Origin of the sequence: Massilia rubra (assembly GCF_011682065.1) — a bacterium.
GTDB lineage: Bacteria > Pseudomonadota > Gammaproteobacteria > Burkholderiales > Burkholderiaceae_D > Telluria_A > Telluria_A rubra.
The window spans coordinates 33,929-54,583 of sequence record NZ_VUYU01000002.1; the positions used below are offsets into that span (position 1 = coordinate 33,929).

Consider the following 20,655-nt stretch of genomic DNA (forward strand, 5'->3'; position numbering starts at 1 on the left):
GCCGCTATCTCGTATCGGACCGCTATCTCGTCGTTCCCGCGCCAAGGCGGCCCTCGGCGGGAACCCAAGTTGTTCTTGCCGTTACTGGCGACGCGCGAAACTTGGGTTCCCGCCTGCGCGGGAACGACGCTGCGGGGGCCGGAACGTAAAGGCGCGTGTAGGTTAACCTCCCGCCTGCGATTCGGCGCCATGGGTGTTCTGCGCGGGCGGCGCTGGCGGCACGGCCGGCGCGCCTGGCACGGGCGGCTGGCCTGGTTCACCCGGTTCTCCCGGCTCGCCCGGCTCCGCGCCATCTGCCGGCAGCGCCGGCAGCTCGTTCATGTCGATCGTCTTGAACTCGCTGCTGCCCGCGTATTCCGCATAAATCCAGTCGTCGTCCTCGCGCAGCACGCCTTCCGGGGTCGGGCGTTCCTTGGCGGGACGCTTGTCGAGCGCCGCGCGCATGTAGTCGACCCAGATCGGCATGGCCAGGGTGGCGCCGAATTCGCGTCCGCCGAGCGAGCGTGGATCGTCGTAGCCCATCCAGGCCACGCCCACCACGTTGCCGGCGTACCCGGCGAACCAGCCGTCGAAGGCGTCGCTGGTGGTGCCGGTCTTGCCGGCCAGGTCGTTGCGGCCCAGTGCGCGGGTGGCGCCGGCGGCGGTGCCGAAGCGGGTCACGTCGCGCAGCATGCTGTCGACCATGAAGGCGTTGCGCTGGTCGATCACGCGCCGCGTTTCGTCGGCCACGGCCGGCGCCGGCGTCTCGAGCAGGATGGCGCCGTTGCCGTCCTTGATTTTGGCGATCAGGTAAGGATTGACCGAAAAGCCGCCGTTGGCGAACACCGCGTACGCGCCCGCCAGTTGCAGCGGGGTCACCGCGCCGGTGCCGAGCGCCATGGTCAGGTTCTTCGGATGGCGCGTCAGGTCGAAGCCGAACTTGCCGAGGAATTCGTGGCCGTAGCCGACCTGGATGGCGCGCAGCAAGCGCACCGACGGCACGTTCTTCGAGTGCACCAGGGCGTGCCGCATGCTCACTTCTCCATCGAACTTGCCGTCATCGTTTTGCGGCGACCAGGTGGCGCCGCCGGCGCCGCTCGGCATGACCAGCGCTTCGTCGAGGATGCGGGTGCCCGGCGAAAAACCCTTTTCCAGCGCCGCCGAATACACGAACGGCTTGATCGAGGAGCCGGGCTGGCGCCAGGCCTGGGTGACGTGGTTGTACTTGTTGAGCCCATAATCGAAGCCGCCGACCAGCGCATGGTAGGCGCCGGTGGCCGAATCGATGGCCACGAAGCCGGCCGCCACCTGCGGCAGCTGGACGATCGACCAGGTCCTGGTCTCCTTGTCCTTGTCTTTCTCTTTTACCTTGTCCTGGGCGATGCGCACCACCGCGCCCGGACGCAGCTTGATGGCGGCCTTGGCGGAGGACGCCAGGGCCGGCGCCACGAAGCGCAGGCCGGCGCCGCTAATTTCGATGCGCTCGCCGTCCATGGTTTCTACCGCCACCAGCTTGCCCGATACCTCGGTCACCACGGTGGGCGTCAGGCCGTCGCTGACCGGGCGCTTGCGCAGTTCTTCGCGAATGTCGTCGGCCCGTTCCTGGGCGTCCGAGGGCAGGTCGATGAACGACTCCGGGCCACGGTAGCCGTGCCGCTGGTCGTACGCCAGCACGTTGCGGCGCAGCGAGTCGTAGGCCGCGTCCTGCTCGGCCTTGAGGATGGTGGTGTAGACGCTCAGGCCGCGCGTGTAGGCCTCGTCCTTGTATTGTTCGAACACCGCCTGGCGCGCCAGTTCGGCCACGTATTCGGCGTGGATGTCGAATTCCTGGCGCTTGGCGGCGATGCGGATCGGTTCTTCCTTGGCGCTCGCGTACTGGGTCTCGTCGAGGTAGCCCAGTTCGCGCATGCGCCGCAGCACGATCATCTGGCGCTTCTTGGCGTTGCGCGGATTGACCGCCGGGTTGTTGCCGACCGGGTCGCGCGGCACGCCGGCCAGCATCGCCATTTCGGCGATCGAGAGCTGGTCGAGGCGCTTGCCGAAGTAGGCCTGGGCGGCGCTGGAAAAGCCGTACGAGCGCCGTCCCAGGAAAATCTGGTTCATGTACAGTTCGAGGATCTTGTCTTTCTTGAGCGCGGCCTCGATCTTGAAGGCGAGCGCGATTTCGTCGGCCTTGCGCCCCAGTACCTTGTCGCGCGTGAGGAAGAAGTTACGCGCCACCTGCATGGTGATGGTCGACGCCCCTTCGCGAAAGCCGCCGCGCAGGTTGGCGCGCGCGGCGCCGGCGGCGCGAATCCAGTCGACCCCGCCGTGGGTGTAGAAGCGTGTGTCTTCGATGGCCAGCACGGCGTTTTTCATCATCGCCGGCACTTGTTCGATGGGGATGAAGTCGCGGTGCTCTTCGCCGAATTCGCCGATCAGCACATTGTCGGCGGTGTAGATGCGCAGCGGGATTTTGGGGCGGTAGTCGGTGACGGCGTCGATGGCCGGCACGCGCGGCACGATCACGCCGTAAAAGTAGCCGAGCGCGCCGAGCACCAGCACTAGGGCCGCGCCGGTCGCCAGCAGCACGGCGCGGATAATGTATTTGCGCGTCAGCCAGCGCTTGATAAAGGTCTCTGTAGTCAAAACGATGTCCGCCAATGGGGCCATGCCGGGAGTGACGGCCCTGTTCCGGCGAATTATAGTCGATCGCTTTTAGCATCCCGTTTTCAGGGAAACGCCGCCAGCGCGGCCAAGGCCGCGGGCGCCGCCAGCATCGCCGAGCACGCGGTGGCGCGCGGCGCGTATGGCAGCAGGAACACCAGCGGCAGCGCGCCGGCCGACAGGAAGCCGAGCCAGAGCACCGTGCCGACGGTGCCGCCCCAGGTCGATACGCACGGCAGCAGCGCCAGCGCCAGCAGGATCGCTCCCGCGCCGCGCAGCCCAAGGCGCAGCCGCGGCGAGGGTTCGCGCCGCCACGCCTGCACATGGTGGCGGTCCATCGCCAGGCACAGGAAGGCCATGCCGGCATACGCCAGCCCCAGCGCCAGCAGGCTCGCTGTCTGAAAACCGCTCATGGCTTCTCCCGTCGCCCGGACGCGCGCACCCGCAGCGCGGCCCATGCCGCCAGCGCGCCGGCCAGCAGCGCGGCCAGTTCGACGCCGGCGCTTTCCCAGTCGCCGCGCACGCCGATTTGCGCCAGCAGATGGTCGCCCGTGCTGGCCCAGTTCAGCAGTGGCAGCAGCAGGCAGGCCAGCGCCAGGGTCGCCAGTTGTTCGCGCCAGGCCCGGGCCGGCGCGCGCAGCAGGGCGTGCGCCAGCGCCGCTAGCCAGAGGCCGAAGAACACCCGCAATTCCCAGCCGGCGCGCTGTTCGAGCGCCAGCGGCAGCAGGCGGTTGGCCCACAGGAAGCCGACGCAGGCGATCGCCAGCCCGGCGATGGCGGCCACGTTCATGCCCTCGATCAGCCGGTAGACGCGGGCGGTGGCCGCGCCGAATTCGGCGCCGTGCTTGTTGCGGCGCTTGACCATGAACAGGATGGCGCCGGTCGCCATCATCGCCGTGCCGGCCAGGCCGCACACAAAGTACAGCCAGCGCACGGTCACGCCGCCGAAGCTGGCCATGTGCAGGCTGCCCATCACCAGGCGCGTGAGCGAGGCGGCGCCGCCATCGACCTGGCCGCCCTGGCGCACGGCCAGCACCTTGCCGCTGGCGGCCGAAAACGTGACCATGCCGCTGGTGTTGGCGATGCGGCGCAGGCTGTCGGCGTCGTTGTCCCAGCCGTAGACGCCGATGCGCATGCTGCTGTCGCCGGGGTTGTCGATGACGATGCAGCGCACCGGTTGCCTGAAGATGGCCTCGGCCCGCGCGGCGTAGTGTTCCAGGTCGGGCACGGCCAGCGCGCGGCCGTCGCGCGCCAGCCGTGCCGGCCCGCCCAGGTCGGCGAGGAACTGCTTGAGGTTATCCCTGCCCGGGCCGTAGTGGGCCAGCAGCGGCGCCGGCATCAGGGTGGTGCTGGAAATGGCCAGGCCGGTGTAGGCGATCATGAACAGGAACGGCAAGGTCAGCACCGCCACCGCATTGTGGGCGTCGAGCCAGCTGCGCTGGCCCTTGGCCGGCCGGAAGGTGAAAAAGTCCTTGAAGATGCGCTTGTGCGTGATCACGCCCGACACCAGCGCCACCAGCATCGCCATGGCGGCGACGCCCGTGATCCACAAGCCGGCCTTGCCGGCGTGTAGCTCGTAATGGAAATCGACGAAATGGTGGCCGCCCAGGGTGGGGCGGACCGGCTTGTCGGCCGGGCCCTGGGCCAGTTGGGCGCCGCTGGCCGGGTCGAGCCGGGCGTCGGCGTAGCCGCCCTGCGGGTCGAACCAGTAGGCCACCAGCGCATTGTTGTCGTTGCGGTTGATGGGCCAGATTTCCCACATGTCGGCGCGCGGATGGGCGCGCGCCATGAAGGATGCGCCCAGCGCCAGGCGCGGCCCGCGCTCGCCCGCGGCCGCCGGTGCGGGCGGCGCCCCCGCGTGTTCGGCCAGCGCGTGTTCGGGCGACATCCAGTGCGTGATCGCCTCGTCGAATACGGCCAGGGTGCCGGTCAGGAAGATGGCGTACAGCAGCCATGAAAACCACAGGCCGCACCAGGTATGCAACCAGGCCATCGCCTGGCGCCAGCCGGCCTTCATGCGCCACCGCCGCTGCGCGCGAGCAGCCAGCCGGCGCCGCCGAGGAGGGCGGTGGCCAGCGCCAGGACCCCGCATACGCGGCCCAGCGGCAGCGGTGCGAAAGCCCAGACAATGGCCGCCGTGTAGCCGGCGAAGCTGACGAAGCCGCCCATCAGCACCGCTTCGGCGCGCGCCATCGGCAAGACCGCGCCGAGGAACACGGCCAGCGCGGCGGCGAAAGCATAGCCGCCCGCCACGGCGGCGAGCAGGCGGGACCACATTTGCTGCTTGGGACTTAGTATCATGTTTACAGGGCGGGTGTGTACTTGATGGTGAACATGACGCTGCGCGGACTGCCATAGTCATTGTTGCCATCGGCTTGGTTGAAGGCGGGAATGTAGTAGCGCTTGTCGAACAGGTTGTTGACATTCAAGGCCAGCGCGAGCTGCGGGTTCAGCTGGTAAGCCAGGCGCGCGTTCCATACGGTGTAGCCGGGCACCTTGAAGGTGCGTTCGTAGCCGATCGAATTGCTCTGGGCGCTGAAACCCGCGCCGACGCTGAGCTTGTTCCAGGCGCCCGGCAACTGGTAGCGGCTCCATGCGCGCAGCATGTGCCTTGGTGTCCACTGGCTGAAGATCTTGCCCTTGTTATCGGCGTCTTCGAGGAACTTGGTCGGGTTCCAGGTGTAGCCGGCCGACAGTTGCAAGCCGGGCAAGACTTCGCCGCTGGCCTCGGCTTCCACGCCCTGGCTGCGCACCTTGCCGCTGGCCTTGGAGCAATACCAGCCGTCGCAGGCGAAACCGGCGGCATAATCGGCCACGGCGCGGTTCTTGTGGTCGTAGCGGAACATGGCCAGCGAGGTGTTGACCCGGCCGTCCATCAGCTCGCCCTTGACGCCAAGTTCGACGTTGCCGCCGTTGATGGGTTCGAGCATCTGGCCGCTGACGCTGCGCGCGGACTGCGTTTCGAAGACGCTGGTGTAGCTGGCGTAGGCCGACCATTGCTTGTCGAGCGCGTAGACCAGGCCGGCGTAGGGCGTCACTTTGCCGGAGGCCGTCACCGTGCTGCGGTAGTTGTCGCGCCGCAGGCGGTAGAGTTCCTCGTACCAGCTTACGCGCGCGCCGCCGATGACGGTCAGCGCCGCGCCCACCCTGGCGCGCCAGCTGCCGTACACGCCTTTCTGGCGCACGTCGTAGCTGGCGTAGGTGCCGCCGTTGTTGCGCGCCTGCAGGATGTCGAAGTCGACCCAGGCGCGATCGTGGTCAATGTTGAAGATATTGCCGCCCGGGTTGAAGGTGCGCGCGTAGCGATCATCCGACGTGTATTTGGAGTAATTGGCTCCCAGCATGACGTCGTGGCGCATGCCGGCTGCGTCGAAGGCCCCGTTCAGGTACACGTCCGCGCCCAGCTTGGCCGAGTTGAAATCGGTGGCCCAATCGGCATAGGTCAAGCCGCTGCCATCGGTGGCCACGTCGCCGTGCATGCGCTGGTGGACCGAGCTGTTGCTTTCGTCCATGTGGACGGCGGCGGCCTTGACCCGCCAGTTGGCGTTGAAGCGGTGGCTGAGGTCGGCATAGACGGTGGTTTGCCCGATTTCGGCGCGGTTCCAGCCGGCCCCGACGAAGGTGGAGCGCGCCAGGCCGATGTCGGCCCCGTCCGGATAGCGCGGCAGGCCGCGCACCATCGGGCGCGAGCGGTTGTCGGTCTGGCTGACGGCCAGGCCGAGCGTGGTGTCGGCAGTGATGTCGTAGTCGAGCGCGGCGTACAGGGCGTGGTTGCGTTCCCACACGTAATCGATAAAGGAATCGGCGCGGTCGAGGTCGGCAACCACGCGGGCGCGCAGGGTGCCGGCCTCGTTCAGGGGGCCGCCGGCGTCGAGCTGGGCGCCGGCGTGGCTCCAGGAACCGGCTTTGGCGCTGAGCGCGACGGTGCGCTCGGCCTGGCCGCGCTTGCGCACCAGGTTGACCGCGCCGCCCGGGCTGCCGGTGCCTTGCAGTAAGCCGGCCGCGCCGCGCAGCACTTCGATGCGGTCGAAGTAGGCCAGGCCCTCGGTGCCCCAGTTGCCCAGCACATAAGTATTGCGCGGGATCGGCACGCCGTCGTATTGCCAGGAATCGATCTGGAAGCCGCGCGCATTGATCACCATGCCTTGCCCCACGCCCTTGACGCCGACCACGCCGGTGACGCTGTTGGCCGCGTCCATCAGGTCGGTCAGGCCCTGGTCGTCCATCTGTTCGCGCGTGAGCACACTGACCGACTGCGGCATGTCCTTGAGCGCCAGGTCGCCCTTGCCCAGGGTGACCCGGTTGCTGGTGTAGGCGTTGCTGCCTTCGGTGGTCGGGCCGGGCGTGGCCCGCGCGCTGACCTTGATTTCGTCCATGGTCTGGGCCGCGCCGGTTGGGGCGGGAGGGGGTGCGGAAGCGGCCGGGGCCGGCACCAGCACATAGCCGGCGGCCGACTTGCCGAGCGCGTAGCCAGTGCCGCGCAGCAAGATCGCAAACCCTTGTTCGACGCCGTGGCTGCCGGCCAGGCCTTCGGTGCGCAAGCCCCGCACCTTTTCGGCGTCGAGCACGATGGCGGCGCCGGCCAGCTGGGCGTAGCGGTTCAGGGCGTCGGCCAGCGGACCGGCGGCAATCGTGTACTGGCGTTCCTGGACCTGGGCCTGGGCGTGCAGGGCGGGGCCGGCGCTGAGCAGGGCGCCGCAGACGAGCTGGACGGCGAGGGTGGAGGTGCGCAGGCGGCGCGGAGAGGTGCTGGTGGACATGTCGATGCTTCCTTGTAGGTGGGTTTCATTGACATGACGAATGAAAACCCCCAAGCGGAACCGCCTGGCGAAAAAAGTTAGTCGGTTTTTGTATCGACCAGCACCAGCCAGGCGGTGAGCGTGCGCACCCGCAGTTGCGGAAAGCTCGCCTGCAGCAGTCGCAGGGCGCGGTCGGTGTCGTCCAGCGGCAGTACGGCGGACACGCGGATGCCATCGAGCCGGGCCGGGTCGTAGCGGATCTGTCCGCGCCGGTGCCGGTTCAGTTGCTCCAGCACTTCGCCCAGCGGCCGGTCGCTGACCACCAGCTGGTGCAGGCGCCAGGCGTCGTCGATGGCGGCCGGGTCGATCGGCTCGGGAGCGTGCACCCCGGCCGCGTCGATGGCGACACGCTGGCCGGCGCCGACGATGGCCTCGGCCCCGGCCTTGGCCTGCGTGCCGGCGGCGCTGCGCACCGCCACGCGCGACTCGAGCATGCTCAATACGGTGGCCTGCTCGCCGCGCGCGACGGTGAAGCGGGTGCCGAGCGCGCGGATGCTGCCTTGCGGCGTTTCGACCACGAAGGGGCGGCCGGGGTCCTTGGCGACCTCGACCAGGATGTCTCCCCGCACCAGTTCGACCGTGCGGCGACGTTCGTCGAAGTGGAGGTTGACGGCGCTGGCGCCATGCAGGGTGATGCGGCTGCCGTCCGGCAAGGTGCGGCTGTGCCACTGGCCGGCGCCCGCGCGCACGTCGGCCAGCAAATACGCGGGCGGCCAGGCGTGCAGGGTCAGCCAGGCCGGCAGGGCCAGCGCGGCCAGGGCCAGCGCCACGGCGGCGCCGGCGCGTTTAGCGCGCGCGCGCCCGGCCGGCACCGTTGCCAAGGCGGCGCGGGCCGGCCGGGTGCTGCCGCCGGCGTGTCCGCGCAAGGCGTCGACCTGGCCGAGCAGGCGTTCCATGCCGGCGGCGGCGGCGGCGTGGCGCGGGTCGGCCGCCTTCCAGGCGGCAAAGCCGGCGTGCGCGCGGGCGCGCTCGGCGTTGTCGTCGCCGGTGAGACGGACGATCCAGGCGGCCGCCCTTGCGGCGAGCGGGTCGGAGCGTGGGTTGGCGCGCCTCATGCGGTCATGGCCGGGCAATGCGCGCGGCAGGCCAGCAGCGCCTGCACCAGGTATTTGCGCACCATGCGGGTCGATACGCCGAGCCGGGTGGCGATGGCGGCGTGCGACTGCTGGTCTAGGTAGTGCAGCAAGAACGCTTCGCGCGCTTTGGCGGACAGCGCTTGCAGGGCGGCGCCGATCTGGTCGAGCGCCTGCAAGGCCATCAAGGTCTCGTCGGGCGAGGGGTAACAGGGCAGGACCTCGGCCAGCAAGGCCAGTTCGGCCAGGTAGCTTTGTTCCAGCGCCTGGCGGCGCGCGCGGTCGACGATCAGGCGCTTGGCGGTGGTGGCCAGCCAGGCGCGCGGCTGTTCGACCCCGAGCAGGGCGTCGCGCGAGGCGATGATGCGCAAGAAGGTGTCGTGCGCCACGTCGGCCGCATTGTGGGCGCAGCCCAGTTTGTTGCGCAGCCAGCCGAACAGCCAGCGATGGTGCGCGCCATACAGTGCATGCACCGCCTGGGCGTGCTGTTGCGGAATTGACTCGGCCGCCGACATGACCATCACCTAAAAGAGAATAAGAATTATTCGCATTATAGGCGGGCGGGCCGGCGAAGCGCAACCTGCGTCAGACGAAGGCCAGGTCGTGCTGCAGGATCAGGTGGTCGAGCCAGTCGTCGCTGTGGCCGAAGCGGTAGCCCAGTTGGGCGGCGCGCGCGGTGTTCATCAGGTAGGGAGCCGGGTAGTCGAAGGGACTGAGTTCGCCGGCCGCCACGTCCGGCTTGGCCGGCAAGGCGCGCACCGGCACCTCGAGCAGCATGCCGATGCGCTGGACCAGGTCGAAGGCCGACAAGCCGCCCTCGCACGCCGCATTGACCGGGCCGACAAACTCCTGGGCGCCGGCCCACAGCAAAAAGTTGCTGGTGCCCTGGGCGCTCATGAAGGAACTGGCGGCGGCCGCGTTGGCGTAGCGCAGCGGCGCGCGCTGGCGCACCAGGTCGACGTAGTGGGCCAGGCGTCCGGTGAAGTCTTCGGCCCCGGCCAGCACGTGGCCGATGCGGACCGTGACCAGCGGCAGCGAGCCGTCGCGGTACAGGTACGCTTCGGCCTGCAGCTTGCCGGCCACGTAGCTTTCGGTGGCCAGCGTGGGGTCGTGCCACGGATAGCGGGTGTCGATCGGCTGCGCCAGCATATTGATATCGCTTTCCGCGAACGGCGCCACCTGCTGGCCGAGCAGCTCGCGGTAGACGTCGATGGTGGAGGCGACGATGTAGCGCTTGACCTTGCCGGCGAAGACCTTGACGGCGATCGCCGCGTCCACCGGGCTGTAGCACATCTGGTCGTACACGATGTCGTAGCCGGCGCTGGCGGCGAAGGCGGCGCGCATGGCGTGCTCGTTGCGGCGGTCGACCTTGATGCGGGCGATGCGCGCGCCGAACGGGTCGGGGGTGTGCCCGCGCGTGGCGATCGTTACCTGGTGTCCCGCGTTGAGCAAGCGCTGCACCAGCAGCTTGCCGAAATAGCGGGTACCGCCTATCACCAATATATTCTTGCGCATTGCATTCCCTTGTTGATCTCAGTATATTTTCTGCTTAGTATGGCGATTCAACAACCGAGAAAAATTGAACCGATGAGCAAGAAAAACTTATTCATGGGATATGCATGAAGCCGCTTCGCACACTGTCCGGCCTGGTCGACTTCGACTGCGCGGCGCGTTGGGGCAGTTTCAAGCTGGCGGCCCAGGAGCTGCACAAGACCCCGGCGGCGATCAGCCAGCAGGTCAAGCAGCTCGAAGAAAACCTCGGCTTTGCCCTGTTCATCCGCCACGCGCGCCATGTGACCCTGACCGCCAAGGGGCAGGAACTGGCGGTGGTGGTGGGGCGCATGCTGGCCGAACTGCGCGCCAAGGTGGGCGCGCTGCAAGGCGGCGACGAGGAGTCGGTGCTGCGCATCTCGACCACCCATTCGTTCGCCATCAAGTGGCTGGTGCCGCGCATGCACCGGTTCACCAAGCTGTATCCGGAACTCGATATCCGGCTCGATTCGAACGATGCGCCGGTCGACCTGGAAGACGACAGCAGCGACGTGGCGGTGCGCTACGGCCCGGTGAGCGATGGTGATCCGGCGCTGCTGTTCCGCGAGCGCCTGATCGCCGTCTACAGTCCCGAGCTGCTCGCGCCCGGCCAGGCCGAACTGACCCTGGCCGACCTGCCCAATTTTCCGCTCCTGTACGAAAATTCGACCGAGTCGTGGCTGCAGCTGCTCAACGAGAACAAGGCATTGAAGGGTAAATACGATTTCTCGCGCGGCTACAGCCACTGGGGCGTGCTGGCGCAGGCGGCGGTGGCGGGGCAGGGCATTGCGCTGGTGGCGTACGGGATCGCGTTCCAGGATATCCTGAAAGGGTCGCTGCGGCAGATCAGCTGCCGCAGCGCGCCGTTCGGCAGCGGCTACCGCTTCATGGTCAACCGCAGCAAGGAGAACATGCCCAAGGTGCAGCGTTTCCGCGCCTGGCTGGTGGCCGAGATGAACGAGATGCAGCGCGCCCTGGACCAGGGCATGTAAACGACAACGGCGGCCCGCGGGCCGCCGTTGTTCATGGTGCTGGCGCGCTTACTTCACGCCGTGCATCAGCTTCTGGATCAATGGTGCGAGCAGGAACAGCAGCACGCCGCCGATCATCAGCCACATGAAACCCTGGGTGTAGCCGGACAGCGCCGACTGGATCGACATGCCCGACTCGCCGCTGACATGGCTGGCGAAAATGCCCGACAGGTTGTTGCCGATACCGGTCGAGAGGAACCAGCCGCCCATGCCCAGGCCAACCAGGCGGGTAGGGGCGAGCTTGGTGACCATCGACAGGCCGATCGGGGACAGGCACAGCTCACCGATCGACTGCACCCAGTAGACCGCGAACAGGGTCCAGAACGGGATCTTGCCGTAGGTCGGATCGACCAGCTTGGTTAGTGCGTACATCAGCAGGCCGAAGGCGAGGCCGTTGAAGATGATCCCGAGGCCGAATTTGCGCGGAATCGATGGGTTGACGTCGCCCATGGCGACCCAGACCCACGCGATCAGCGGAGCGCAGGCGATGATGGCGACCGAGTTCACGCTCTGGAACCAGGCGGTCGGGAATTCTGTCATGCCGAACGGCGCGGTGATGAAGGAGAGCGCGTCCTTGCGGTCGACGATGCTCTCGGCCAGGAAGGTGAACGAGCTGCCGGCCTGTTCGAAGAACATCCAGAACAGGATGTTGAAGGCGAAGATGATCATCATCGCAAAGGTCTTGTCGCGCGCGATTTTGCCGTCGCGGATACCTTCGGCGATCAGCATGCCGGCCAGGATCAGGAACAGGATGGTCAGGACCACCTGCAGATTGCCGGCGCCGGCCTTGAGCAGGAAGAACATGACTGGAATAACCAGCAGCGCGCCGGCGACCACCATGATCATGCGCTTCGGGCTGTTGTCCTCCGCCGGTGGCGCGCCGATGCCCTTGAGGGTGGCGCGGCCGAAGAAGAACCAGACCAGGCTGATGACCATGCCGATACCGGAAGCGAAGAACACGACCTTGTAGGCCGGGATGTCGCCGGTGTTGAACACTTTCTGGGCCAGGATCTGGGTAAAGATCGGGGCCAGGAAAGCGCCGGCATTGATGCCCATGTAGAAAATGGTGAAGCCGGAATCGCGGCGCGGGTCGTCCAGCGTATAGAGCTTGCCGACCATGGTCGAGATGTTCGGTTTGAACAGGCCGTTACCGACGATGATGGTGGCCAGGCCCAGCTTGAAGATATCTTCATTCGGCAAGGTGATGGCGAACAGGCCGGCGGCCATGAAGGCGGCGCCGATCAGGATCGAGCGCTGGTAGCCGATGACTTTGTCGGCCACATAGCCGCCGAAGACGGCGCCGGCGTACACCAGCGCGAGGTAGGAACCATAGGTGAGGTTGGCCGCCTGCTGGCCGCTGGCGTCGCCGCCGTAGAACTGCGTGACTATATATAGCACGAGCGCCCAGCGAATACCGTAGAACGCAAAACGTTCCCAGAATTCGGTCATGAACAACATCCAGAGCGGACTCGGATGACCGAAGATCTGCTTGAATTCCGGGATTACGACTTCCTGGTTGGGTGGGGTAGCGGCACCGCTCATGCGGTTTCTCCTGAATTATGGTTATGGTTGGATAAATCATATGGCCGACCGCGGCTCGTGACCCCGGTTTTCCAATAGGGTCGCATTTTAATGTAAATCGACTATGCTCAGCGAATTTTTGCCGGATGTGCTAATTAATGCAAGAAACGAGGCTGCGCAAGCACAGCCACAGTTGTGTCCCCCAAGAGCGGCGAGTTGTCGTATATTGGCATGGCAGGCTTGTTTGTTACACCGAATCGAAAAGGATTTGTACTATGGAACACGACGTTGTCGATACCCTGATTTCGCCAGAAGGCCAGCTCGAAGTGCTGTCGAAAGCCGAAGTCTTCAAACTGCTCGACACCAGCCAGGGCGGCCTGTATCAAATCTTCCGCAATTGCGCGCTGGCGGTGCTGAACTGCGGCAGCACCATCGACGATGGAAAAGAGCTGTTGGAACGTTATAAATCCTTTGAAATCAGCATCGTACAGCGCGAACGCGGCATCAAGCTGGAGATCAAGGGCGCCCCCGCGATCGCGTTCGTCGATGGCAAAATGATCAAGGGGATCCACGAGCACCTGTTCGCGGTACTGCGCGATATTATCTTCATCAGCAGTGAAGTGACCGACAATCCCAAGTTCGACATGTCGCGCACGGAAGGGATCACCGATTCGGTGTTCCACATCCTGCGCAACGCCAATGTGCTGCAACCGCAGCGCAATCCGAACCTGGTGGTGTGCTGGGGCGGGCACTCGATCAACCGGATCGAATACAACTATTCGAAGGAAGTCGGCTACCAGATGGGATTGCGCGACCTCGACATCTGCACCGGCTGCGGCCCGGGCGCGATGAAAGGGCCGATGAAGGGCGCCACCATCGGGCACGCCAAGCAGCGCCTGGCTGGCGGGCGTTACCTGGGCATTTCGGAACCGGGCATTATCGCGGCCGAGTCGCCGAACCCGATCGTCAACGACCTGGTGATCATGCCCGATATCGAAAAGCGGCTGGAAGCGTTTGTGCGCACCGGGCACGGGATCATCGTGTTCCCGGGCGGCGCCGGCACCGCCGAAGAGATCTTGTACATCCTCGGCATCCTGCTCCATCCAGATAACGCCGACATGCCGTATCCGCTCATTTTTACCGGTCCGGAAACGGCGCGCGACTATTTCATCCAGATTAACCAGTTCATCGCCGATACGCTGGGCGAGGAAGCGCAGAAGCGCTACAAGATCATCATCGACGATCCGGAAATGGTGGCCAAGGAGATGCAGCTGGGGATCCGCCAGGTGCGCGAATTCCGCAAGTCGCGCAGCGATGCCTATTATTTCAACTGGCTGCTCAAGATCGACGAGGAATTCCAGCGCCCGTTCCGGCCGACGCACGAAAACATGCGCAACCTGTCGCTGCACAAGAACCAGGAAAAGCACCTGCTGGCGGCCAACCTGCGGCGCGCGTTTTCGGGCGTGGTGGCCGGTAACGTCAAGGACGAAGGCATTCGCGCGATCGAAAAATTCGGCCACTTCGAAATCCACGGCGACGCCGCCATCATGGGGCCGATGGATGCGCTGCTGGCGTCATTCGTGGCGCAGAGCCGGATGAAGTTGCCGGGCAAGGCGTACACGCCTTGCTATCGCGTCATTACGTAAGCCGCATCGTGCGCGTCAGTCGAGCTTTTTGACAAAGCCGACAGCAATGCGGCGCGCGACGAAATGATCGAAGCCAGCCTGGCGGAAGGTGCTGGCGTCGGTGCGGTAGCTGCGCTTGGCGCCATCGAACAGATCGCTGGCGCTGACGGTCACGCTGAGCGTCTTGCTCAACTGGCGCTTCCAGCTCAGGTTCACGCTGCTGGTCGGTCCCTGCCGGCCGAGCGGTGTGATGGCGGCCGACTGGCCGTGCGCGTCGAGCGCCACGTCGTCCGCCCCGGCGCTGTAGGCGGCCCGCAGGTTCACATAGCCGGCGATATCGTCCTGGCGCACCGTGCCATGCAGATCGGGCGTCGACAAGGCCACCCGATACACGCCGCCGTCCACGCCGAAGCGCAGCGCCGCTTCGGGCGTCCAGTCGAGCGAGCCGGTAACGCCGGTCGAACGCGCCTGCCCACCATTCTGTTTCGACGTCACCAGCACATTGTCGGCAAAACTGCGCGCATCGGCCACCGTATCGCCGCTGGTGCGGTAGAAGGCATTGACGCTGGCGCTCCACTGCGCCGCCTCGGTGTTGGCGCCGATCTCCCATGAATCGAGGCGCTGCGGTGTGAGGCCGGGATTGCCGCGGCTGAGGTTTTGCGCATCGACGTAGGTGCTGAAGGGATTGAGGTCGCGGGGATCGGGCCGTTGCAGGCTGCGGCGGTAATTCAATGTCAGGTCGGTTTTGTCGCTGGCGGCGTACTTCACGTGCAGGCTGGGATTGAAGGCTTGCCAACGGCTTCGTTGCACGAGGCCCTGGGCCGGACTGACCCGCAGCGCCATGCGCTCGAGGCGTCCACCCAGCAGCGCTTCCCAGTTTCCCCGCCTGAGCTGGTCGGTGAGATAGATGGCGCCCAGCGTTGTCGCCACGGCGTAGCCGTTGGTGGTAGCCGGATCGGGCGTTTCGGCGCCCGTCGAACGATCGACGGCAGCCTGATAGTTATCGAGGTCGTTGACCTCGTCCTGGAGATCGACGCCCATGCCCCACTGGCCGTGCGCGCTGGCGCGGGTCCAGTCGAGGGTGGCCTGGTTGAGGCGGCGCGCCGACCTGGTGGCGCCGCGACTGTAGCCGGTGGCGCGCTCCGGTTCGACGAAGACGTCGCTGAACGACTTGTCGATCAGCCCTGTTGTCGTGCTGCGCTGGACCATGGCCTTGAGCGCGCTGCCTTTGTCCTGGCGGCTGTAACCGAGGCTGGCGCTGTCGTCGGCCTGCTCGTTGGGCCCGTAGGAGATGCGATGATAGACGCGCCGGCCGGCGCCGTCGCGCGCCACGTTGAGCGTATCGAGCAGGGGCCGCGAGGCGCGCTCGTTGTATTTCGCCGACAGGGCCAGGCTATCGGTGTCGCTGAGGGCGTAATCGAGGCCCAGCGCCGCGCTGTGGACTTTGCGCCGCACGAAGACCTCGGACGTTTGCAGCGTCGCTCCGGTTTGGCCGCTGAGGGGATTATTCCAGTCGACTGCCGACTGCCGGAATTTTTGCGTGCCGTCGCGCCGGTACGCCAGCTTGCCGTGGACGCTGAGCTGTTTTCTGGTCAGGTCGCCCGACGTGCTCACATTCCACAAGCCATGGTCGGCGGCGCTGGCCTGCATCTGCGCGTGCGCACCCGGCTTGCGGTTGCGCTTCAGGACGATATTGAGGATCGCGCCGCCATTGGCGTTGTAGGCGGCGGAGGGATTGGTGATCACTTCGATGCTGGCGATATCGGCGCCGCTCATGGTCTGCAGCGCCACCGCCCGCTCATCGCCCGACATCATCGCCGTCGGCTTGCCGTCTACCAGCACCGTGACCCTGGCGTTGCCCTTGACCGAGATCTGGCCGTCGGCCGTCACCGCGATCTCGGGTGTCGACTGCAGCACGTCCTGGGCGCTGCCGTTGGCCGCCCTCGGCATGTTGGACACGTCGTACACGGTCTTGTCGAGCTTTTTGACGACCGGCGCCTTCTTGCCCGTGACGGTCACCGTCGCCACCTCCGGTTCTTCGGCGCGCGCTTGCGCCGGCAGCGCGACGAGCCCGAACAGGATCAGGGAGAGGGTTGTCCTGGGCAGGGAGGCTTGATCGAAATGCATGACGACATTTTAACGTTTCTGCGCGGTCAACGGGCGGATGTTGGATCGAATGCCTATAGTTCGCTGGCGTAGCGGCCCGACGGCGGCTCGCGCAAGCAGGCGGCAATCGCGTCCCATCCACCGGAGGCGGCCAGGGTCCCGATGTGCGCCTTGTGGGCCTGTTCGCTGTCCCATTGCTCGACCAGCGTGAATACGGCCGGGTCGTCGCTGGCGCAAAAGATGTTTACGCCACGGCAGCCGGCAACGCTGGGCAGGTCGCGCTTGACGCCGTTGAGGATCGCGCGCAGCCCGGATGCCGCCTCGGGCCGGGTGGTGAAGGTGATGATAAAGGTGGTGCCTGTCATGGTTGCGTCGCTTTGCATAGTGGGGAATGCGGCCGTGCTTCGGCCGTGTGCATACGATAGGCGCTCGCGCGCCGCGCCGCCAGCGCCCCTCCTGCGTCTATATTGACTGTGGCTGCGAACTTGCGAGCTGGCGGGCATACTGCGCCGGCGGCGCGCCGTAGCGGCGCTTGAATTCGCGCGTAAAGTGCGCGGCGCTGTCGAAGCCTGTCAGGGCGGCCACCTCGCCGGCACGCCTGCCGCCGGCCAGCAGCAGCGCGCGCGCCGCGTCGAGGCGCGTATTGCGCAAAAAATGCATCGGCGCCAGCCCGGCCACCTCGCGGAAGGTGTGGGCGAAGTGCGAGGGGCTCATCGCCACCGCGCCGGCCAGTTCGGCAATGTCCAGCGGACGGCGGAAGTGCTGCTGTATCAGCTGCATCGCCTGGTGGATGCGGGCGGCCGAGCGCTTGATGGCGGCGGCGTCGCGGATGGCGCTTGCCGCCGCGGACCTGAGCAGGCGCACGATGATTTCTTCGACGATGAGCGGGGCGATGGTGGCGCGGTCGATGGCGTGGTCGGTCGCCGGCAGCAGCCGCGTGAAGGCGTCGAGCACGCGCTCGTCGACCGGCGCGACATAGTTCGGGCTCGCCTGCGCGTCCGGGGCGGGAGCGGCGTCGGCCAGCGCGACGAAGGTCTTCACCAGCAGGTCCGGCGCCAGGTCCATGTGGATCGCGAGGTAGGGCCGGCCCGCACTGGCCTCGACCACGGTGCCTTCGCAGCGTGTTTCGGCGCCCAGCACGAGGCAGCTCATGTCATCGTAGGCGAGCGTGATCGCGCCCAGGCGGGCGCTCTTGCGGCCCTGGAGCACGATGACGACGCCCGGCGCCAGCGTCTGGGTTTTGTCGTAGCGCAGCGGGGTCGAAAAGCGGTAGTAGCGCAAGCCCGGCCAGATCGAATCGGTGCGCCCTTCGTTCACGGCGCGTGCGGCGACCATCTCGCGCAGGCGCGCCAGGGGCGTTGAAACGGCGTCGGTATTCACGCTGCGCGCACCAGTTTGTCGGGATTGCGCACCACGTAGATGGCGCTGATTTTGCCATCGTCCATCTCGAACGACATGGTCGAATCGAGCTTGCCGTCGACCAGGCGCAGCAGGCCAGGCTGGCCGTTGATGGTGGCATGCTCGAACGTCGTCGCAGCGCCGTACTTGCGCGCCATGCTTTCGTAGAAGCGGGCGATCTTGTCGGCCCCGCGCACCACGTTGATGGTGGCCGAGACCTTGCCGCCGCCGTCGGCGCGGAAGGTGGCGTCCGGCGCGAACAGCTGCGCCAGCTGCGCGCGCTCGCCGCTTTGCGCGGCCGTCACGAAGCGTTCCAGCAAGGCCATGTGCGTTTCGGCGCTGACCGAAAAGCGCGGCTTGTCGGCGCGCACCCGTTCGCGCGCGCGGTGCAGCAGCTGGCGGCAGGCCGCTTCGGTCTTGCCGACGGCGCTGGCGATGTCGGCGTAGTCGCAGTCGAATACCTCGTGCAGCAGGAACACCGCGCGTTCCTCGGGACCGAGGCGCTCGAGCATCAGCATGAAGGCCATCGAGATGTCGCCGGCCAGTTCCAGGCGCGACTCGGGCAGGTCGGCGGCGCGGGTGACGATCGGTTCGGCCAGCCACGGGCCGATGTAGGCGTCGCGGTCAAGCATGGCGCTGCGCAAACGGTCGATGCACAGGCGCGTGACGACGGTGACCAGCCAGGCGTCGCTGCTCGCCAGCGTGGCGCGGCTGTCGCTGGCGTTCCAGCGCAGCCACGCGTCCTGCACGGCGTCGTCGGCGTCGGCGCGCGAGCCGAGCATGCGGTAGGCAATGCCGAACAGGCGCCCACGGACCTGGTGAAACTGGGTGGTGAAGGTGTCGTTCATTCTTTTTCGGGAAAGCTGTCACAAACGTTGCGACAGGTTCGTCTAATGATTGTAAGGCCAGACAATCAATCTCACCAAAAAGGAATCAGCATGGAACGCATCAATTTTATGACCGCCTCGCCGAACGCCATCAAGGCCTGGATGGCGCTCGAGCAGTATATCGCCACGTCGAGCATCGACAAGCCGCTGGCCGAACTGGTGCGCCTGCGCAGTTCGCAGATCAATGGCTGCGCGTTTTGCGTGGACATGCACGCGACCGATGCGGCCAATGGCGGCGAGACCGCACGGCGCCTGCATGCGGTGTCGGTATGGCGCGAGACGCCGTTCTTCACGCCGCGCGAACGGGCCGCGCTGGCGTGGACCGAGACCATGACGCGCCTGGCGCAGCAGCCGGACACCGGCGAGAGCTACGCGGCGCTGGCAGCGCAGTTCAGCGCGGAAGAGATGGTTGATCTGACGCTGTTGATTTCGACGATCAATGGATGGAACCGCATGGCGGTGGGGTTTGCCAAGATGCCTGAATAGGTGTAGCGGCCCGCACTTTAAACCGGACGTGCTCGCATTCGATGCCGATTTCGGCTCGAATTAACTGCCAATGACGGGACCTCCATGCTCACGCTATCTGCAAATGAGCTTGCAATCGACGGCGCTGCTTGCATTCAATGACAACGTGCTCGCGCTATTTGCAAACAAAGGTCCATGTCTGCACTTCCTGCGCCCCGAATGCGCTCGGCGTTTTCGGCAGTCTGAATACCCGGCCGTTCACGCGTAATCACCGAGCGCTACTCATCCTGGTTGGTGGCACACTGCTTCAATGTTGTTGCCTTCTAAATCAATGACAAAGGCACCATAGTAGTTAGGGTGATAGTCCGGGCGGAGGCCAGGGGCGCCATTGTCTTTTCCTCCGGCGGTGATCGCTGCAAGGTAAAAAGCATCCACTTGCGCACGATCCTCTGCTCGCCATGCCAGGTGGCAGCCGGTAGTCGCTGATGGGCCCTCGTATGGTGATGGGCCATCGATGAACCATACATCGGCTTTTTTGCCGTCAGGCTCAGAGGCGTCAGGGTAAGCAAACCCCAACATGTTCGCGCCGTAGTTGCCTTCGAAGCATACGCTGTAGCCCAATGGCGCAAGTGCCGCGCTGTAAAACGCTTTAGCACGACCAATATCGGTCACGCGGAAAGTCATGTGGTCAAGCATGGTGAGTTACTCCTGAGGTAGATTGTTGTGTGCGATTGACGCAGATGAACTGTACATGCGTACAGCGTTAATGACAAGACATTAACAATGCATATACCGCAAGCCCTGCGGTAGACATAGCTGGTCCGGCACTGTCCTGTTCGATTCCCGCCACCCGCCGCGCCGGCCGCCCCGAACTGGAGACGCTGCTCGCTTTCCTGCGGCGGGGCGACACGCTGGTCGTGACGAGAATCGACCGCCTGGCGCGCAGCATCAAGGATTTGCAAGACATCGTGCACACGCTGAAGGAGCGCGGCGTCACCCTCAAGGCGACCGGGCAGCCCATCGACACGCGCAGCGCGGCCAGCTCGACGACCTGGAGCCGACGCTGGCGCGCCACGGCTATCGGCTCAAGGACATGAGCGAGCAATTCGATGCCAAGGCGGTGGAGATTCGCGCGATGTTCAGCAATCAGCTCGAACCGAAGCGGACGGCCGAGATCCGCGAGCGCATGCTGGCGGCGGGCTTGCCGATATGAGCCCTCATTTGCAGTTAATTCGAGCCGAAATCGGGCGTCAAATGCGAGCACGGCCCATTTCTAACTCAGGACACTAGAAATAGGGTGGGGTCGCCGGCGGCCGTTTATGCAGGCGCCGGGCTTGCCCGCCCCCATCACCACTCGGGCGGGCGATCGCGGCGCCTGCGGGCGCGGCTGACCAGCATGACAATGATGTAGCCGCTCAAGGCGAGCAGCAGCAATATGCTGATGGCAATGAGCGGCATCGGAAGTTTGTCGGCGCCGGGATTGTCGCGCAGCGGCACGATAATCCCGAAATAGATACCGCTGAACAAACCTCCCAGACCAAAAATGCTGCCGAGAATGATTCCCAGCAGGCTGGCGCGTGATTTGGACGACATGG

20 protein-coding genes are annotated in these 20,655 nt (G+C 65.8%); 5 read left to right on the plus strand and 15 right to left on the minus strand.

Features of this window, described 5'->3' with window-relative positions:
- Positions 1-162: 162 nt before the first annotated feature.
- The 8 genes from F0185_RS02740 to F0185_RS02775 form a co-directional block, all read right to left on the minus strand.
- Positions 163-2,631: a penicillin-binding protein 1A gene (locus F0185_RS02740; RefSeq protein WP_167221392.1), complete on the minus strand. Its 2,469-nt coding sequence runs from the start codon at positions 2,629-2,631 to the stop codon at positions 163-165.
- A 59-nt stretch (positions 2,632-2,690) separates the two neighbouring features.
- Positions 2,691-3,038 (minus strand): DUF3325 domain-containing protein, encoded by a 348-nt coding sequence (locus F0185_RS02745; RefSeq protein ID WP_167221394.1) that lies wholly within the window; start codon positions 3,036-3,038, stop codon positions 2,691-2,693.
- Positions 3,035-4,642, minus strand: coding sequence for a PepSY-associated TM helix domain-containing protein (locus tag F0185_RS02750; RefSeq protein WP_229476704.1), 1,608 nt, complete (start codon positions 4,640-4,642; stop codon positions 3,035-3,037). Before F0185_RS02750 ends, F0185_RS02745 begins: the two co-directional genes overlap by 4 nt.
- Positions 4,639-4,902: a hypothetical protein gene (locus tag F0185_RS02755; RefSeq protein ID WP_229476705.1), complete on the minus strand. Its 264-nt coding sequence runs from the start codon at positions 4,900-4,902 to the stop codon at positions 4,639-4,641. Before F0185_RS02755 ends, F0185_RS02750 begins: the two co-directional genes overlap by 4 nt.
- A gap of 26 nt (positions 4,903-4,928) precedes the next feature.
- Positions 4,929-7,385 carry a TonB-dependent siderophore receptor gene (locus F0185_RS02760; RefSeq protein ID WP_167221398.1) on the minus strand — a complete coding sequence of 819 codons (2,457 nt, stop codon included), beginning with the start codon at positions 7,383-7,385 and terminating at the stop codon, positions 4,929-4,931.
- A 77-nt stretch (positions 7,386-7,462) separates the two neighbouring features.
- Positions 7,463-8,479 (minus strand): FecR family protein, encoded by a 1,017-nt coding sequence (locus F0185_RS02765; protein WP_167221400.1) that lies wholly within the window; start codon positions 8,477-8,479, stop codon positions 7,463-7,465.
- Complete coding sequence (locus F0185_RS02770; protein WP_167221402.1) at positions 8,476-9,012, minus strand: sigma-70 family RNA polymerase sigma factor; 537 nt, start codon at positions 9,010-9,012, stop codon at positions 8,476-8,478. The genes F0185_RS02765 and F0185_RS02770 overlap by 4 nt, the downstream gene beginning before the upstream one ends.
- A 70-nt stretch (positions 9,013-9,082) precedes the next feature.
- On the minus strand, positions 9,083-9,994 hold the full coding sequence (locus tag F0185_RS02775) for an NAD(P)H-binding protein (protein ID WP_370663964.1): 912 nt from the start codon (positions 9,992-9,994) through the stop codon (positions 9,083-9,085).
- 122 nt (positions 9,995-10,116) lie between these two features.
- Between F0185_RS02775 and F0185_RS02780 the strand changes: the two genes are divergently transcribed.
- Positions 10,117-11,019, plus strand: coding sequence for a LysR substrate-binding domain-containing protein (locus tag F0185_RS02780; RefSeq protein ID WP_167221406.1), 903 nt, complete (start codon positions 10,117-10,119; stop codon positions 11,017-11,019).
- Positions 11,020-11,067: 48 nt separating this feature from the next.
- Here the strand turns inward: F0185_RS02780 and F0185_RS02785 are convergent, their stop codons facing one another.
- Positions 11,068-12,600: a peptide MFS transporter gene (locus F0185_RS02785; protein ID WP_167221408.1), complete on the minus strand. Its 1,533-nt coding sequence runs from the start codon at positions 12,598-12,600 to the stop codon at positions 11,068-11,070.
- Between the two features lie 254 nt (positions 12,601-12,854).
- On the opposite strand from F0185_RS02785, the gene ppnN reads away from it, so the two are divergent.
- Positions 12,855-14,225, plus strand: a complete 1,371-nt coding sequence (ppnN, locus tag F0185_RS02790; RefSeq protein ID WP_166885162.1) for a nucleotide 5'-monophosphate nucleosidase PpnN — start codon at positions 12,855-12,857, stop codon at positions 14,223-14,225.
- 15 nt (positions 14,226-14,240) lie between these two features.
- On the opposite strand, the gene F0185_RS02795 is transcribed toward ppnN, so the two are convergent.
- The 4 genes from F0185_RS02795 to sigJ all read right to left on the minus strand — a co-directional run bounded on the left by F0185_RS02795 (position 14,241) and on the right by sigJ (position 18,556).
- Positions 14,241-16,331, minus strand: coding sequence for a TonB-dependent receptor (locus F0185_RS02795; RefSeq protein WP_167221410.1), 2,091 nt, complete (start codon positions 16,329-16,331; stop codon positions 14,241-14,243).
- A gap of 53 nt (positions 16,332-16,384) precedes the next feature.
- Positions 16,385-16,675 carry a putative quinol monooxygenase gene (locus F0185_RS02800; RefSeq protein WP_167221412.1) on the minus strand — a complete coding sequence of 97 codons (291 nt, stop codon included), beginning with the start codon at positions 16,673-16,675 and terminating at the stop codon, positions 16,385-16,387.
- A 97-nt stretch (positions 16,676-16,772) separates the two neighbouring features.
- Complete coding sequence (locus tag F0185_RS02805) at positions 16,773-17,690, minus strand: AraC family transcriptional regulator (RefSeq protein WP_370663965.1); 918 nt, start codon at positions 17,688-17,690, stop codon at positions 16,773-16,775.
- Complete coding sequence (sigJ, locus tag F0185_RS02810; protein ID WP_167221414.1) at positions 17,687-18,556, minus strand: RNA polymerase sigma factor SigJ; 870 nt, start codon at positions 18,554-18,556, stop codon at positions 17,687-17,689. The genes F0185_RS02805 and sigJ overlap by 4 nt, the downstream gene beginning before the upstream one ends.
- 90 nt (positions 18,557-18,646) lie before the next feature.
- Between sigJ and F0185_RS02815 the strand changes: the two genes are divergently transcribed.
- The gene (locus F0185_RS02815) at positions 18,647-19,081 is read left to right on the plus strand and encodes a carboxymuconolactone decarboxylase family protein (RefSeq protein ID WP_167221417.1); all 435 of its coding nucleotides are present in this window, start codon (positions 18,647-18,649) and stop codon (positions 19,079-19,081) included.
- A gap of 261 nt (positions 19,082-19,342) precedes the next feature.
- Here the strand turns inward: F0185_RS02815 and F0185_RS02820 are convergent, their stop codons facing one another.
- A complete protein-coding gene (locus F0185_RS02820; protein ID WP_167221419.1) occupies positions 19,343-19,756 on the minus strand; it encodes a VOC family protein in 414 nt (137 codons plus the stop codon).
- A gap of 215 nt (positions 19,757-19,971) precedes the next feature.
- Here F0185_RS02820 and F0185_RS02825 point away from each other — a divergent pair, with 215 nt between their 5' ends.
- On the plus strand, positions 19,972-20,157 hold the full coding sequence (locus tag F0185_RS02825; RefSeq protein ID WP_229476731.1) for a recombinase family protein: 186 nt from the start codon (positions 19,972-19,974) through the stop codon (positions 20,155-20,157).
- Positions 20,154-20,273, plus strand: a complete 120-nt coding sequence (locus F0185_RS02830; RefSeq protein WP_223164436.1) for a phosphoribulokinase — start codon at positions 20,154-20,156, stop codon at positions 20,271-20,273. The genes F0185_RS02825 and F0185_RS02830 overlap by 4 nt, the downstream gene beginning before the upstream one ends.
- 134 nt (positions 20,274-20,407) lie before the next feature.
- On the opposite strand, the gene F0185_RS02835 is transcribed toward F0185_RS02830, so the two are convergent.
- A complete protein-coding gene (locus tag F0185_RS02835; RefSeq protein WP_167221421.1) occupies positions 20,408-20,653 on the minus strand; it encodes a hypothetical protein in 246 nt (81 codons plus the stop codon).
- Positions 20,654-20,655 lie beyond the last annotated feature (2 nt).